The sequence below is a fragment of the Acinetobacter sp. ANC 4973 genome (assembly GCF_002135275.1).
Lineage (GTDB): Bacteria > Pseudomonadota > Gammaproteobacteria > Pseudomonadales > Moraxellaceae > Acinetobacter > Acinetobacter kyonggiensis.
Map to the genome: position 1 here is coordinate 229,196 of NZ_NEGM01000005.1, position 14,405 is coordinate 243,600.

General features: G+C 38.2%; 26 protein-coding genes and 2 pseudogenes. 14 read left to right on the forward strand and 14 right to left on the reverse strand.

Going from position 1 to position 14,405, the window contains the following annotated elements; genetic code table 11:
- Window positions 1-2: 2 nt before the first annotated feature.
- The 13 genes from B9T30_RS08445 to B9T30_RS08505 all read right to left on the reverse strand — a co-directional run bounded on the left by B9T30_RS08445 (window position 3) and on the right by B9T30_RS08505 (window position 7,782).
- Complete coding sequence (locus B9T30_RS08445) at window positions 3-863, reverse strand: hypothetical protein (RefSeq protein ID WP_086184584.1); 861 nt, start codon at window positions 861-863, stop codon at window positions 3-5.
- Window positions 864-866: 3 nt separating this feature from the next.
- The gene (locus B9T30_RS08450; protein ID WP_086184585.1) at window positions 867-1,562 is read right to left on the reverse strand and encodes a helix-turn-helix domain-containing protein; all 696 of its coding nucleotides are present in this window, start codon (window positions 1,560-1,562) and stop codon (window positions 867-869) included.
- Window positions 1,562-2,245, reverse strand: a complete 684-nt coding sequence (locus B9T30_RS08455; RefSeq protein ID WP_143223201.1) for a RusA family crossover junction endodeoxyribonuclease — start codon at window positions 2,243-2,245, stop codon at window positions 1,562-1,564. Before B9T30_RS08455 ends, B9T30_RS08450 begins: the two co-directional genes overlap by 1 nt.
- Complete coding sequence (locus B9T30_RS08460) at window positions 2,235-2,552, reverse strand: hypothetical protein (RefSeq protein ID WP_086184586.1); 318 nt, start codon at window positions 2,550-2,552, stop codon at window positions 2,235-2,237. The genes B9T30_RS08455 and B9T30_RS08460 overlap by 11 nt, the downstream gene beginning before the upstream one ends.
- On the reverse strand, window positions 2,549-2,791 hold the full coding sequence (locus B9T30_RS08465; RefSeq protein ID WP_086184587.1) for a hypothetical protein: 243 nt from the start codon (window positions 2,789-2,791) through the stop codon (window positions 2,549-2,551). The genes B9T30_RS08460 and B9T30_RS08465 overlap by 4 nt, the downstream gene beginning before the upstream one ends.
- Window positions 2,788-3,072: a hypothetical protein gene (locus B9T30_RS08470; RefSeq protein ID WP_227518955.1), complete on the reverse strand. Its 285-nt coding sequence runs from the start codon at window positions 3,070-3,072 to the stop codon at window positions 2,788-2,790. Before B9T30_RS08470 ends, B9T30_RS08465 begins: the two co-directional genes overlap by 4 nt.
- Window positions 3,073-3,163: 91 nt before the next feature.
- On the reverse strand, window positions 3,164-4,171 hold the full coding sequence (locus B9T30_RS08475) for a hypothetical protein (RefSeq protein ID WP_086184588.1): 1,008 nt from the start codon (window positions 4,169-4,171) through the stop codon (window positions 3,164-3,166).
- Window positions 4,143-5,606, reverse strand: a complete 1,464-nt coding sequence (locus B9T30_RS08480; protein WP_086184589.1) for a DNA cytosine methyltransferase — start codon at window positions 5,604-5,606, stop codon at window positions 4,143-4,145. Before B9T30_RS08480 ends, B9T30_RS08475 begins: the two co-directional genes overlap by 29 nt.
- Before the next feature lie 78 nt (window positions 5,607-5,684).
- Window positions 5,685-5,873, reverse strand: coding sequence for a hypothetical protein (locus B9T30_RS08485; RefSeq protein WP_086184590.1), 189 nt, complete (start codon window positions 5,871-5,873; stop codon window positions 5,685-5,687).
- Entirely contained in the window at window positions 5,870-6,964 is a 1,095-nt protein-coding gene (locus tag B9T30_RS08490) for a hypothetical protein (RefSeq protein ID WP_086184591.1), read from the reverse strand. The genes B9T30_RS08485 and B9T30_RS08490 overlap by 4 nt, the downstream gene beginning before the upstream one ends.
- A gap of 54 nt (window positions 6,965-7,018) precedes the next feature.
- The gene (locus B9T30_RS08495; RefSeq protein ID WP_086184592.1) at window positions 7,019-7,336 is read right to left on the reverse strand and encodes a hypothetical protein; all 318 of its coding nucleotides are present in this window, start codon (window positions 7,334-7,336) and stop codon (window positions 7,019-7,021) included.
- A 9-nt stretch (window positions 7,337-7,345) separates the two neighbouring features.
- Window positions 7,346-7,531 (reverse strand): hypothetical protein, encoded by a 186-nt coding sequence (locus B9T30_RS08500; RefSeq protein ID WP_086184593.1) that lies wholly within the window; start codon window positions 7,529-7,531, stop codon window positions 7,346-7,348.
- An 11-nt stretch (window positions 7,532-7,542) separates the two neighbouring features.
- Complete coding sequence (locus B9T30_RS08505) at window positions 7,543-7,782, reverse strand: hypothetical protein (RefSeq protein ID WP_086184594.1); 240 nt, start codon at window positions 7,780-7,782, stop codon at window positions 7,543-7,545.
- Window positions 7,783-7,896: 114 nt separating this feature from the next.
- Between B9T30_RS08505 and B9T30_RS08510 the strand changes: the two genes are divergently transcribed.
- The 14 genes and pseudogenes from B9T30_RS08510 to B9T30_RS08570 all read left to right on the forward strand — a co-directional run bounded on the left by B9T30_RS08510 (window position 7,897) and on the right by B9T30_RS08570 (window position 14,217).
- Window positions 7,897-8,610 carry a LexA family protein gene (locus B9T30_RS08510; RefSeq protein ID WP_086184714.1) on the forward strand — a complete coding sequence of 238 codons (714 nt, stop codon included), beginning with the start codon at window positions 7,897-7,899 and terminating at the stop codon, window positions 8,608-8,610.
- A 2-nt stretch (window positions 8,611-8,612) separates the two neighbouring features.
- Window positions 8,613-9,071, forward strand: a complete 459-nt coding sequence (locus B9T30_RS08515) for a hypothetical protein (protein WP_086184595.1) — start codon at window positions 8,613-8,615, stop codon at window positions 9,069-9,071.
- A 208-nt stretch (window positions 9,072-9,279) separates the two neighbouring features.
- The gene (locus tag B9T30_RS08520) at window positions 9,280-9,573 is read left to right on the forward strand and encodes a hypothetical protein (protein ID WP_086184596.1); all 294 of its coding nucleotides are present in this window, start codon (window positions 9,280-9,282) and stop codon (window positions 9,571-9,573) included.
- Window positions 9,573-10,112, forward strand: coding sequence for a hypothetical protein (locus B9T30_RS08525; protein ID WP_086184597.1), 540 nt, complete (start codon window positions 9,573-9,575; stop codon window positions 10,110-10,112). Before B9T30_RS08520 ends, B9T30_RS08525 begins: the two co-directional genes overlap by 1 nt.
- A gap of 70 nt (window positions 10,113-10,182) precedes the next feature.
- Entirely contained in the window at window positions 10,183-10,410 is a 228-nt protein-coding gene (locus B9T30_RS08530) for a helix-turn-helix domain-containing protein (RefSeq protein ID WP_086184598.1), read from the forward strand.
- Window positions 10,411-10,469: 59 nt separating this feature from the next.
- The gene (locus B9T30_RS08535) at window positions 10,470-11,090 is read left to right on the forward strand and encodes a hypothetical protein (RefSeq protein WP_086184599.1); all 621 of its coding nucleotides are present in this window, start codon (window positions 10,470-10,472) and stop codon (window positions 11,088-11,090) included.
- Window positions 11,090-11,581 carry a hypothetical protein gene (locus tag B9T30_RS08540; RefSeq protein WP_086184600.1) on the forward strand — a complete coding sequence of 164 codons (492 nt, stop codon included), beginning with the start codon at window positions 11,090-11,092 and terminating at the stop codon, window positions 11,579-11,581. The genes B9T30_RS08535 and B9T30_RS08540 overlap by 1 nt, the downstream gene beginning before the upstream one ends.
- Window positions 11,571-12,176 carry a hypothetical protein gene (locus tag B9T30_RS08545; RefSeq protein ID WP_086184601.1) on the forward strand — a complete coding sequence of 202 codons (606 nt, stop codon included), beginning with the start codon at window positions 11,571-11,573 and terminating at the stop codon, window positions 12,174-12,176. Before B9T30_RS08540 ends, B9T30_RS08545 begins: the two co-directional genes overlap by 11 nt.
- On the forward strand, window positions 12,173-12,319 hold the full coding sequence (locus B9T30_RS16485) for a hypothetical protein (protein ID WP_171264142.1): 147 nt from the start codon (window positions 12,173-12,175) through the stop codon (window positions 12,317-12,319). The genes B9T30_RS08545 and B9T30_RS16485 overlap by 4 nt, the downstream gene beginning before the upstream one ends.
- The gene (locus B9T30_RS08550; RefSeq protein WP_086184602.1) at window positions 12,319-12,582 is read left to right on the forward strand and encodes a hypothetical protein; all 264 of its coding nucleotides are present in this window, start codon (window positions 12,319-12,321) and stop codon (window positions 12,580-12,582) included. The genes B9T30_RS16485 and B9T30_RS08550 overlap by 1 nt, the downstream gene beginning before the upstream one ends.
- 471 nt (window positions 12,583-13,053) lie before the next feature.
- Window positions 13,054-13,392 (forward strand): annotated as a pseudogene (locus B9T30_RS16820) (hypothetical protein); the annotation flags it as partial.
- A complete protein-coding gene (locus B9T30_RS08560) occupies window positions 13,389-13,691 on the forward strand; it encodes a hypothetical protein (protein WP_086184603.1) in 303 nt (100 codons plus the stop codon). The pseudogene B9T30_RS16820 and the gene B9T30_RS08560, both read left to right, overlap by 4 nt.
- A complete protein-coding gene (locus tag B9T30_RS08565) occupies window positions 13,681-13,932 on the forward strand; it encodes a hypothetical protein (protein ID WP_086184604.1) in 252 nt (83 codons plus the stop codon). Before B9T30_RS08560 ends, B9T30_RS08565 begins: the two co-directional genes overlap by 11 nt.
- A complete protein-coding gene (locus B9T30_RS08570; protein ID WP_086184605.1) occupies window positions 13,933-14,217 on the forward strand; it encodes a pyocin activator PrtN family protein in 285 nt (94 codons plus the stop codon). It abuts the gene before it with no gap.
- 86 nt (window positions 14,218-14,303) lie between these two features.
- Here the strand turns inward: B9T30_RS08570 and B9T30_RS16850 are convergent.
- A pseudogene (locus tag B9T30_RS16850) lies at window positions 14,304-14,369 on the reverse strand (hypothetical protein); the annotation flags it as partial.
- Between the last annotated feature and the right edge of the window lie 36 nt (window positions 14,370-14,405).

Here is a 14,405-nt window from a genome sequence, read left to right on the forward strand (position 1 = left end):
GATTAATGAACATCTGTTCCATCTATAACCGTTATCCCATCATCGTCTACTTCACCCGCCTCAATAATTTCAAGCTTACGCTGGAATGCTGCACGTTTGCCTTCTTTCATTTTTTCTTTAGCCTCCTGTAGTTTTCTTTCAGCATCTGAAACAACAGCTGTACGCCGTGCCTGTACTTCTGATAGGTCCTTAAGATCTTCCTGCTCGAAGCCCCAGAACAAGGCTTCAGATCGGGCAATATTCGTTAGGGTAATACTCTGTTTTACGTTCAACTCAACAATTTGACTAATAAGACCCATCTTAAATTTTACATTCTTGATCACCCATTCAGTTTCTTCAGTGATTGGACCGCTTATATCGATCTCCAATATTTCATCGCGGATATGGATCACACTATCAATTGTATCGCCTGCTAACTCGCCCAAACTCGCTAATCGATTGCGGTTTTTTCTGATAATTGTGGCTGCTGAAAGTTTGTTTTTATGAATGCGGTCATCACTATGTGATTTCTCATCACTTTGACTAGCAAAAGTAGGTAAAAATGACGGATTTTTGACGTCATTTTCAGTGCTAGTTTTATCTTTACTATCATCAGCTTGTGAACTTTTTTGACCAGTCTTTTGACTAGTCATTTTTTTGATCTCTTTATTGAGCTGTTGGGCACTCTTTTTGACTAGTGATTTAGTCCTCTTCTTCCATTTTTCAGCCAATGCTTTACGGCGTACAACCGACGCCGAAGGCATTTCACAGCCTAATTCTTCAGCAACAAAATCTACCAGCTGCTGCCATGTCAACTTAGGAGATGTTTCATACACCTCCTTTAATCGATCCCAAACCTCTTGAGGATAAGATTGCACAGCCATAAATTAACCCAACCCAGAACCGTCTAAAAAATCCATCTGCATATCTTTGCAGTCACTCTTTGGCAATGTGGTTTGAGCAAAGCGTGTTTTTCTTGATTTTTTAAGATCAATTAAAATCTTTTCCTGTACATCACTTTCATCACGCTCAAAAATATCATCTAAGCCTTTGGCCAAGTAATTGAATTGAATCGCTCGATCCTTTTCACACTCTTTAATTGTTTGGATCAGTTCAATCATAACGGGCTGTAATTTATCATTTGAGCATTGATCCAATAGGTATTGGTTCACTACGGTTTTAGCTTGCTCTAAAAGCTGAATTGTCAAAGGCTTTGGGAAACTGGCAATATGCTTTGCGCATAACATGGACATTTGTGCTGCTACGGCGTTTAAGTTTTCAGCAAGAATATCTCCCACACTGTTAAACAGAACACCAGCTACTGATTCCGTCTCATTCAATTCAGGATTGATTGTAAAGCCGAGCACCCAATCCACTGAAACCCGGTAAAGACTGCACATCACCTGAAGTAATTCTGCATCGGGCAGAGTTTTCCCATTCTCCATTTCACTAATACGATTCTTTTGTGCTACGCCAAACAGTTTAAGAGCGACTTCATGCTGGAGCATACCGCTACGTTCACGAGCCAGCGCCAGTTTACGACCAATCATGGCACGAGTTTCTAAATCAGATCTTTTAGCCATTAAATACTTCTCCCCGCCAGCCATTCGAAATCAACTTTCTTTTCAAGCCAATTTGTTTCTTCAATAAATATGCATGAAAGCCATACACAACCGTCCTGAACAGGCTCTGCAAACTCGATCTTTTCACTGACAAAAATATTGTCATCTTTAAACATCAGATCCATACCTTTCAGGGAATCGATCAGTAATTTCGGATAATTATCAATATCAAAGCGTGGGTAAGTTTTTGCACTGTAATTTTTAATCCTCAATGGGGGTTGGACCATCAATCGCACTTCACACTCCTGATTCAAAGCCTCCCATTTCAAGGCTTTGAAAATTGGAGCATAGGTATCAAAAACTTTCTTTTTAAACTTTTTAGCCCCTACAGAAAGGCTGTTTCTTTGCTTTCCATTTTCGTCAATCGTTGCGCGCCAAATATCATTCGCGCTAATTCCGTAAGGCAATTTCACAGTAATGAAATTGTCACCTGTAATAATTATTCCGCCAGTACTGCCTCGGTGTACTGAATCTTGATCAACCACTTCTGTTTTTAAAGAACATGGATAAACGATCTCACTTCCCAATGCACGGCGTTCACGCGATGCGCGGTTTGTTTTCTTCACTTCAAATGGATCTGAGAACCTGCCAATATTACTTTTTGTCCACAATTCCCATGCGCTGCGCTTACTTTTACTTTTCATTTTCATCTCGCAGAATTTTTACCAATCCATTTATCTGGTCTTTTTTCCATCCCTCTAAAACCACATCAATCTCGCCCAAAAAACTTGCGCTTTTATTGCTTTCATCAATCCGATTTTTTTCATCATTAAGGGTTTTGATTAACCCCTTATTTTCTTCACGACAGAGTTTGAGTTGGTTTTGAAGATCATCAATGATTGCTTGATTGCATTGCTGACCTGCTTTAAATGCCTCTTTACACCACTCAACCCATGTTTTCGACTCCCCACTGGCCAAGTGCTTCGCTTTCCATTTTTCAAATTCGCTCATAGCTCAATCACTCTAGTCAGTGGTGAAATGTGGTTGCCAATGTCGGTGCAGTGGTCAGCCTCTATGTTTTTAACTTTCTGTATTTCATTATTGAACATTGTTAGAAAATCAAACGAGCCGCCACTCGCCACAACAAAGTCTTGATGGACCTCTTTTACTGTGTAAATTGTCATATCAACAGCACATGTGTATTGCACTTGATCACCAACCACTAACCCCAACTTTTCAATCAAATTCATACCGAAGCTCCAAAGAGTTGTTTTGCTTTGCCTGTTAGGTAATAACGCTTCGCTTCACCAAGCTTTGAGCGACCTGTATATAGAAGCTCAGCCTTAACCATGCTGTTTAGATAGCGCTGAACACTACGGATATTTGCTGACTGCATGACCTGTTGCTGAACTTCGGATGCGGTAGCAACACCTGTATTTCTAATCGCAAGCAACACATCAATTCCGACTGATAAAACTCGTGCCTTTCCACCTGTATTTCTGCGCATATCGACCTGATCTTGGTTTTTCATAACCACCCCAGCGCAAATTTATTGTTTTCAAAATTACTCATCACCGCACACAAGAAAATCAAAGCAAGCATGAGTAGGATTGATTCATTTTTCATGCTTCAACCCCCTTATTCAACTTTGTACCAACGGTGTTTTTTACCGCATAATCTTTGCTGACCATGCCTTTCGATTTATCACCAACTACACAAGAATTCACCCATACATTTTTATTCGGTAGTCTTCGAATATGACCGCGTCGCAAATGAACTCTCGGTGCTGAGTGAGAGCCGCTATTTGAGCCTCTAGTGCTTGTTGATGAACCATCAATTGTTAGAATCTTATGTGTAAAAAATGGCAATTTCCCTTTGCTTTTACGCAATGAGTTTTTAACGCTGCTTTGTTTAATTGGGCTATCTTCAATTTTTGTATTCTTGCAAGATAGGGCGCAAATAAAGCTAACAAATGTCCCAAATACACAGCTGTGGTATAGGTTTTTGATTTTTTCTATTTGCAAGTCATCTAAATCAGGATTGTTGGTATTCATGCTCAAAGCTAAATGGATTTTTTTACGATTAAATACCAGTTGGACAGGCTCATTTTCAGTTTCTATGATTACCCAATCACCAGCCCACTCATCATTTTTAAATGCCACTTGCATATAGATAGAATCATCAATCTGCTTTAAAAGAATTAGCATTGGTGAGTTTTGAGCAGCACCTGAGATGAAGCTATCAACCTCAAAAACTATGCTTTCATACGGAAGACTTATTTCTTCAACAAATCTCCCTAGAAATTCAAAACTATTATCCCCCTCACTTAGCAAAAAATTACCTTCTGTTAATTTGAATTTCACAGAGTTTTTTACTGAATTACAAAATGGAATCCATACTTTTTTCATTGTTTCAGCATAATTATCAACCTTAATACTTGGCTGTAATCTGTCTTTGGTTTTGTTGAAAAGCTTTTGTGATTTCTCATACTGATCAATCAGTTCATTTGAGTAACTTGAATACTTCACACGCCACCCACTATTTGGATCAATGCCGCACCAATCAACATAAAAATAAACAGCAATGTTTTGTTTAAGTCTTTCATGCTGCACCTCGATATTTATTTTCATGTTTGAAATTAGCTTCAACCAATGCACGCGCTAATTGAGGACAAACAGAATTACCAACCATTCTTGTTTGCTCAGTCTTTGTTAGTGTGATTTGTTGACCATGCTCATTTGTGCCATGCGTAAAAATGTAAGAGTCTGGAAAGCCCTGTGCTTTAAACAACTCAATTGGCTGAAGCATTCGAAGACCAATATCAATAATTTGATGAAGTACACCTTTAACCATCACCAGACCAAAACGGTCCTTGCATGGGATCGTTCGCAGTGGTTCATCTACTGAATTTCCATCACGTTCATTACCGTAAAATGCAGTCAAGAATGCTGTTACTGCTGCAAAATGTCCTGCACTGGCTGTAATCGTATGTAAAGGTTCATTGACTGATTGGCCAATGCAATTATTTCTGAGCTTAACCAATGTCCCTGTCACTAAACTGTTGTGATCCTTGGCCGTGATTGTATGTACCGGCTCTTCAATGCTGCTTCCAATCACGCCTGTATAATGCTTCGCTAAAAAAGCTGTGACTAAAGCATGGTGGCCACCTTTAATTTGTGCACAGATCGTTCTTAGTGGCTCATCCGCTGGCATGCATCGTGGTGATGATGCATTTGCAATTTCAGTCATAACTGGTGCAAGCATTGAATCGTGAGATGCGACAAATGGGTTTGGATTATTGATGACATGACGAACAAGTCCTGTTGCTACTCGTCTTAAAGTTGCATCAGCTAAAAACTTTTTACGTTCAAAGATACTTGGGCAAGGAATTGACCAATCAATACATTCAGCGGCAGTACGCCACGGCTTTAAAAATCCTTTTTGTACCTGGATAGAATCTGGATCTCCATGCGTAATTGCTGGCCATACAATAGGAACTCCATCTTTCCTTGCGATAAGAAAAAATCTTTTACGGATTGTCGGCGTTCCATAATCACATGCACGCATTACACGCCACTGAACGTCATAGCCTTGATAACGGAGTGCTTTGACAAAACTACGGAATGTTTCGCCTTTGTGCTTTGGACAAGGTTTACCATCCTCCCCAACTCGGCCCCATGTTTTAAACTCTTCTACGTTTTCCAACATAATCACACGCGGACGAGTTTTTGCAGCCCAGCGAAGTGCAATCCATGCAAGACCGCGAATTTTCTTTTCAACCGGCTTACCGCCTTTAGCTTTAGAAAAGTGTTTACAGTCAGGTGACAACCACACTAAACCAACAGGCTGATTGCGTGTAATTTCTGAAGGGTCAACATCCCACACACTTTCGCAATAGTGCTTAGTTTCTGGATGGTTAATTCGATGCATTGCCAATGCTTTTGGATCATGATTTATCGCAATATCCACTGGTCGCCCAAATGCCTGCTCAAGACCAGTGCTTGTGCCACCACCGCCAGCAAAGTTGTCTATGATCAATTCATGTGGCAAAAAAGACATATTCATGTTGCAGCCCCTGTTATATTTCGCATTTGGTGCTTGTGTGAGTGTTGCTTTAGCTGTTCCTCGCTCAATCTCATGTTTTTAAGCCACCGTCATTAATTTATTCATAAAGTCTTTATTGGCATTACCTGCGTAGCCACACCATTTTTTTAAATGTCTATTCCAGTGATACCAGTCGCCATTTTCGTTTTTCCAAAAAGTCCCGTCTTGTTCGATGTGCGTTGCATCTTCAGGTTTTTTACACGGCGTTAATTTCAAGTTCTGAGTCATGAGAAATCTTCTACCTGCCCAATAAACCCGACGTCATGCAGATACGATGCCCATGCAGCAACGTATTTAGGCTCACGAAGGTTTTTAGATACACGTATTTCAAATTCTTTTTGGCTCTCACCGACGTTTGAATACATCGAACCAAATTCAGTATCGTTGCAAAGTTTTGAAGCAAAGAAATCGATTTGCTTATCACTCAGTCCTTTCGCCTTTGGTTTCTCAGGTTTTTGGGTCTGTGATTTAAGTTTTGCTGATTTTAATTTCTGAATGCGATAGATCCAGTAATTCATCCAACCCTGTGCTGTGGTTTTTTCTCTGCTCGTTGCCCACTGAGCAAAGTTTTTAAGTTCATCAGAAATAAATTCATCGGTGAGTTCTGAATTCAGGTTCTTCGCCTGAGTTTGTAAATCAGATTGGATTGAATACACGCTTGCAAGTTCTCTCAGCGTGTACAGGTTTGAGTTGTCACTGTGGTATTTGACAGAATCACCAAACATTTCTGTTTCTGAGTTATCCACAGGGAGGTTCTTTTTTTTATTTTCTAAAGAATCTAAAGAAGTATCTATTGATGCACCACTAGCTAAAGCGCCAGCACTTTCGTTACTAAAGTGCTGGCGCTTTAGTAACTGAAGCGCTTCACTAACTGAAGCGCTTTTGTTACTGATGCGCAGTGCTTTTATTACTGAAGCGCTGAATTGTTTAAAATACTCAACTAATGACACTTCATTGATCTGATACTTATTTCCAAGTCTGTTGTTTTTCTCGACAACAGTAATAACACCAAACCATATAAGCTCCTTAAGACCTGATGAGACAGTGGCAGAACTTAACTTATTAGAGCCTTCTAGTTCTCCACCCTGAATCTGTCTATGGCTTACATGATCTGTTTCTTTTAATTGGCCATTTATCCAATTTTCTAACTGCTCATAAACATTGTGAGCAGCTTCAGTAAGAAATGGCCTAACTTCTTTTCGATACATGCGACTAGACATGACATGGCCTTGTATAAACTTATCGCTATACATGTTTCTCCCAGCCCATTGATTAGACTGTGAAGGCTTTTTGAATGGAATTACTTGTGCCGCATTCATAACTTCACAGACCCCACTTTTCGTGTTAAATTCAACATCGGTTCCATACCTCGTTTACTTTTCGGAGTGAACGGCAGAAAGGCTCAGTTGTTCGTGCAACTGGGCCTTTTTTATGCCTGTGTATTTTGGGGTTACATCACGCATTGGAGGTGGCGCAAGTTCTAAGCGGAATGTATCTGCGGTATCTGTGGTAAGAGCAAACTCTTTTTGAAGAGAATGTAATAGCTCCTCCACTTCTGAGATTTCAGCCATGCAGATAGATCGAATAAATTCAGATAATTTAAGTTTACGAGTGCGAGAAATTGCTTCTAATTTCAATTTTTCGCTGTCAGTGCATTTAAAGGTAATGCTTTCAGTTAGTTTTTCAGACATTGAATTACCTCAAGACCTTGCAACTTTGTGTAAAGGCTTTCTTCCAGCTGCTACATCTTTAATTTGGTATTCACGCTCAATCGGGATATCTCTATCACCTAATTTAAGTTTACGAGTGCGAAAAATTGCTTCTAACTTTAATTTTTCGCTGTCAGTGAATTTAAAGGTAATGCTTTCAGTTAGTTTTTCAGACATACACTCACCAATTAAGAAAAAATATCGGGACGCAATTCTTTTAAAAGAACAACCTTTGCACTTTTTTCATGAATCGTTTTTGAGAGTTTTGCTGAGACGCTACCACCGTAGGCAATCTGCATTAAGTTTCCGGTAGAAGTCCCACAGTTGATCGCAAACGTGTGTAGATCTGAGGCAGATAGATTTTTGATGTAATTAAGAAGCGTTTTTACGTGCTCTTTTTTTGAAGCGTTAGCTCGTTTTGATGGCATGAGTCAGTTCCTAAACAAATATATCTGTAATTTAGTATTTTCCTAAACTATTTGCAATAAATGATTAGTTTTTTACACATTCCCTTTTTTAGTTTTTTACTAGAATATTTAGTTATGGATATATCAGATATTAGAAAAGCAAATCTTCTTAAACTTATTGAAGTTAAATCTTCAGGGTCCCAGAAGGATTTTGCCAATGCAGTGCCAACAGCACCTGCATACATTAGTCAAATTATCAACGGTACAATTGGCAGAAATGGTAAGCCAGCTACTGTGGGTACAGCTTTAGCTAGAAAAATTGAAAAAGCTTTTGGTTTAGACCACGGGTACATGGACACCCCTCATCACAATATAGTGATTGAATCAAATACAACAAAAAGTCAATTTGACAATAATGTTGATTTGTCTAAGAAAATTCACCTTCAAGGTCGCAGAGTACCTGTAATTTCTTGGGTTCAAGCTGGCTCATTAACGTCTACAGAAATTGTAATTAGGGATACTGAGATAGAGGAATGGCTCCCACCCAATGAAGATTGCGGTAAAAATGGCTATGGTTTAAGAGTGGTAGGAAACTCTATGTCTCCTAATTTTATGCCGGGGGACAGAATTTATATCAATCCAGATATTCAAACTTTTGATCTTCAAACTAATGATTTAGTTATAGTTTCATGTTTCGGTGAATCAGAAGCTACTTTCAAAAAATTAATAATTGAGGGTAACAATAAATACCTTCAACCACTAAACCCTAGTTGGCCAGATCAAATAATCAAACTAACTGAAGATTGTAAATTAGTTGGTAGAGTTGTCGGGTTATACCGGAGAATCTAACAATGAAAATAAAACTTTTAATCTTAGTTTTTCTTCCTTTTACAACATTTGCAGAAAGTAAATTCGATATAGAATTGTTAAATATAGGGGTAGTCGATAGCTCTTATAAAATAATTGACTATAAAACATTTGATGAAATATTGAGGTTAAGTTCACAGCAAATATCACCTATGCTTCCAATGAAAGTAGATTCAGTAACAACAGCTCTTAGTTTTAATCTTAATAGGTTTGGAATATATTCCATTTATCAAATTGACAATGTTGAAACTGAAAGAGAAGCAGAATTTCTTATAGAAAAGCAAAAGATTGGTGAGTTTTATAGAAATTACATGTGCTCGCTAGACTACTCTAAAAGCTTAACTTTTAAAAGAAATGGCGATATGGCAGCCAATATGTCTGTTGTTAATAGTAAGTACCAAGTTTTATATAAAATTAGAGTGCCATTCAAAGAATGTATTTAAAAATATAACCTGCAAATTGCAGGTTTTTTTATGTCTATAGAAAACAATAATTTAGTATAAAACTATACTATTTTTTCACTATCATTGTTAAATTAGTATTGTACTAAATTTAGTATTTTGCTAAATTCTACCTCGTACCCAATAAAAAGCCCGCAGACATCGAATCAGGCGGGCTATTTGTAAACACTTGCAAGCTTACGAGGCAATTATGAATCAAAACCCATCTCACAGTCAAACCCCTGAGTTCGACACTCACAAAAGTCAAACGACTTCTGTTCTGTTTCAACACCCACCTTCAACTAAGCAAATTACTAAGGCAAATAAATGGACCAAGGTTAAAGCTTGGAGCCAAGACGCATTTTTAGTTGTGGTTCTTCTTGGAACGATAGGCTCAGTACCTTTCACAGTGAAAAGTTGCTCAAATGACGTAGATCGTCAGCATGCAGCAGCATTGAAGTATCAATTGCAGTTCACCGCTTCATCGATTGAGGGAGCACGTTAATGACAACCCTTCAGCTAATTAAACAAACCCTCACACCTACTCAAGTTTTTGAAGCTTTAGCCAAAGGTTTCAAAATGGAATTTGCAGAAGTTGATACCAATGACTGGGAACTCCTAACCCCTCAAACACGTTTGGGCTTTGCTGACTTATTTAGCGGATTCATTAAGTTTCGTTTTGCTCAAACCTTGGATGAAGGTTTGAAACGTGCTCAAAAAGCTCAAGCAGAAAAGTATTTTTCTGAATGCGTTGGATTAGATGGCGACAAAAATGAGCGCTATCGAATTGGAAAATACCCTAGCTACTATGTGCTCAAACCAACTGGGCGTAGTGGTATCAACCTTGATGGATTCAACATCTATAAAGAATCTCAAGGCAATTTAACTCCTGTAGATAAAGACACAGCATCAGAGTCGCTCATCAAAGCATTGCTTACAGCCCGTAAAGCAAAACGGAATACTGAGTATTACGACACTTTAAACAATATTGGCCACTATCAATCTGATGACTATAAGAAATGGGCTAAAACCCATCGTCAATGATCCTGATGAATTTGGAATTAAGAACTCTAATGGCACAAACCTTTTCTGAAAACAATTTATAGGTAAAAAAATGGTAACAGCTGCACAAAAAAATGTACTGAATATTGATGTGGAAAAAGTAGTTGAAATTCTTCGTGATAACAAAGGGAAAGCCTACCGCGCCCTACTTGTTGAATTTGAAAAAGTCATGCTTGAAGAAACATTAGTTATGACACGCGGCAATCAAACGAGAGCTGCTGTAGTTCTTGGGTTAAATCGCGGAACACTACGTAAGAAGCTCTCATATTTGTCTTCTTAATCATTCGAAATTCACCTCAGGCATAAGCTTGAGGAATATAAATCTATTTGGAAAATCTCATGAGTAAAGATGCTTTAAATGATGTACGTGCTGCTGAAGATGAACGTGTTATGCACAAAAATGCTCAAAAAGTTTTAACTGCAATTAAAAGTGATCCTTTTGGTTTATCTGTATCACAAATTGCGAATAACACGCGCCTAAGTGTTAAGACTGTTCGGAATGTCATTGCTACTTTAGATGAAGCCATTGATAACGGCTTAGGCATTTTCACAATTAAAGATTCAACTAATAATCAACCTGAATCAGTAAATAGCGAAACCCAGCCAGATGTTCCCCATAATGAAAAAGAAAAGCTGATTGATACTCCAGCTCATAATCCCCCACTTGATATATCGGGTGTGGTTGAACCTAAAGCTGAAGTGAAAACCTCTACGCAAAAAAGTGAAGTTATCAAAATTGTAGATCCTGATAATAATCTCGAAACTGTGACTGATCCATTTGAACAATATAAGTCCATGGTTGAAACAGTCACTGTAGAAAAGAAAAGCGTTTCTTTAAATGCAAAACAATTATCTAACTTACTTCAAGATTTATACGGCTTGAAGAATGTCCAGTTTTTTGCTGAAGGCCAATCAATTACCCGGTTATCTGCTCAGCTTTCTGACGAGGTGATGCTCTGATGGAAATTGAAGAAGTTATTACCTATCACATTCCAAAGCAGGATGATGTTGGCCCTATCGGTGTATTTATAATCAATCATGATAAAGGGGATTTTGAAGTAACCATTACTCATCGGGGTTGTGCTTGGACTGCGCGTCTTTTTACCCATTGGGAAAAGGAAGTTGAAAAATTTATATCTACACATGCAAGTGTTGATTCCTTAGTAAATAGTTTTTCAAGAAATCAAACCAGCAAAGAAGAAAAGCTTGTTAGACCAGTTATTGAAGCAGTTCGTAAATATTTTAAGAGTATTGAAGTAGCAAATTACAAAGCTCCAGAAGGTTTTGTTCTAGTTAGCACACCCGAGCTTTTAGATTTAATACTGGTGATTAATCAAATTGATTTACTTACAACTGAGAATAGACCCGCGGCGGTTAGCTCCCATTTGGTTTCACTTGGAAATCGCATTCAAGACATGATCAAAGTACTGGAGCAAAGTTATGAGCAATAGATTTTATCTTGCATGCTTCCGTGACAATGTTGGTTCAAGTGTTGGCTGGCATTGCATAGATGGCCGCGGATATTCCACAAATATTGATAAAGCACATGTTTATACATTGGAAGAAGCGCAAGAAGAAATTAATCAAGCGCGTGAGATTGATCTACCTATTTCCGCAGATCATGTGGATGCACTTGCAGTTTGGAAAGTTGATCATCAGTACATACCTAATGAAACCCAAGTTATAGATGGTATTTGCCAGTATGTTGCTTTTGAACGAGGTGGCAGAGAAGGACGATATGATGGCAATGATGTGTATTGGCTGAACAAATTAACATTCAGCACCTTTACCGATTTTAGTAAAGCATCGGTATTTACGCGCCGTGAAATTGATATTTTCCTACAGCACCAGACTGATTATGTCGTTATCCCATTTGCGGACGCTGAAAAGGTTAAGCGCCGTACCTTTGATAAGGACTTATTTAATCCGCTTGTAATGATTCAAGATGCTGGACTGACGATTCCAAAGCATTTGAAAAAATTACGTCGCAGTGTGAAGAAACTTCGCTCTGAATCAGATAATCCTGCTAATTCGGAGGCTTCATGAAAGGCTATCACTACTCCGCTATCACTCGGACACTAAAAGTATTCTGTGCAAAAAAAACACATCAATTTAGCAATGTAAGTGTTGGGGAAATTGAAGAATTAGTCATCAATGCAAAATTGAAAGAAGCAATTTGGAGATCTTGATGGAAATTCCAGAAATGAAATTAGAAGGAACGCCTGAAGAAGTTGCAGCGCAAGTATTTCAAAAAATCATTGCTCCAATGTTTGAAGAATTAAAAAAGACAGACCCTGCTAGTGCTTTAAATTTTGGTTATTGCATAGCTGGTAACGCGATTGGATGTTATCTCAGTTCAGTTTTAGATGTAAGTAAAGCTGAAGTACTGATTAACAAGACAACTAAATCTATGGCTACAGATATTAAACGCCATAAAATCAAAGTGTGCTGAGGTTGTGTGATGGAAATTAAAGCTATACGTAAATTACCAGAATTAGAAGCAAATCAGGAATGGGCTTGCGAAGGTGGCTGTGATGTTATCAAGCCTAAGTATTTTGAGAATGTTTTTAGTCAAAGCACTGCTCATGATGGAAGCTCAATAAAGAGACAATCTGAATTTTTCTGGACGTGTCAAAACAATCATTTTCTTAGAGTTTGGTGCACGGATCAAAGTGATTACATATTACTGCCAGAAGATTTCTATCAAGCCGAAGCCCCAAAGGTTGTGGAAAGCAATTCTATCCAAGAATCCATAGATTTATTAGACCAAGATATTGAGTCAATAAAAAATACATTTTTGGAGGAAAGTCTTTTAACAAATGAAGATGCAGACACACTAGAGCAACTAATTACCAAAGCAATGCAACTTGGTGAATTTTATGCGAAACGTGATGCCCAAGCCCAAGCAGTGCCTGAACAGATTTTAGAAAATAACTGCATGATTGGTCAAACATGGTTCATGAAGGGTACGTCAGTTTCAGGGCTAATCAAGCATGCAGAAGGTGTTTATAACGCTGAAGCTGTCGCCCAAAACTCTAAAATTGAATTTGGCACAGACGATAATGAACATTGGTTTGCTCATGATGTTCCATTTTTCGGAACTGTTCAAATAGATCGTGAAGAACGTCATGGTTTAGTTGAATGGGATATTCATTTCAATGATTGTTGGCAAGGCCCATTCAATTCAAAATCTGAATGTATAAAACATTTGGAAGACTGTATTGCTGAACAGCGTGAAGAAACACAGGAGCCAGCAAAATGAAGATGAATGCTCCAATCACACTTGAAATGAAAGTATATGCTGTTGAGGAAGAAACCAAACAACAAGCAATTGTCACAATGTCGCTTCCGCTTGGTCAATACCCTACTCGATCAACACTAGAGTCCATATTTAAAAAAGCAGAAGATGCTTTACCTGATGGTTTTCGTGTGATGAGTAAATCGGAATTTTTCAATACGTATCTGCAAGAAGAATATGGGGCAACTGAAAAATTTGCCACCCCCGGCTCTTATGATTTCACTGACGATGTAATTGAAATGGAGCAAAATCATGAGTCATAAAGTTGAAGTTTTTTGGCTAGAAGAATGCAATAAATGTAGTCATGGTTGGGCAATAGTTGAAACCATCGAAGGTACTGAAGACTTTTTGTTTGATGGCGATAAAATTCAGTGCAAGTCATGCGGTCATAATGGTCAAGTTGCGGTTACAGATGACTATGCTGAAGACTGTGTTGCATATGCTGTTTGGAATGATGCAAACCTACCTTCTGAAGTTGCTCAAAGTTTGAAGGAGGTGTCTTGAATGGCGGCTGCACTTAAAAAAAATGAAGATCAACTCGATACATCAATGATGTTAATTCTTCGATACAAAAGCCCAGTTGTGGCTTTAAAGAATATTGTGGAAGATTATATGCCACATATGGATATGGCATCTGCGAAGCAACGAGCATCAAAATGCAAACTTCCCTTTCCTGCTTTTAAAATTGATGGCAACAAATCTGAGTACTTTGTGAATATAGCAAATGTTGCTGTTTGGCTTGATTCACTACAGAAAGAATCGCAACGAAACTGGAGTGAAGTGAATTAACTTCACTTCATTTTTTTACGCCTTTATTACGCCATACGCCACAAATAATCAATTAAGTTATTGAAGTATATGGTTTAATAATAAATGTCCGTCCCACCTGCCATAGGAGCGACAATTAAATTATTTGACAGTTGATATGGACCAATATACATATAAATTCATCACTTTTTCGACCGACATAGTATACT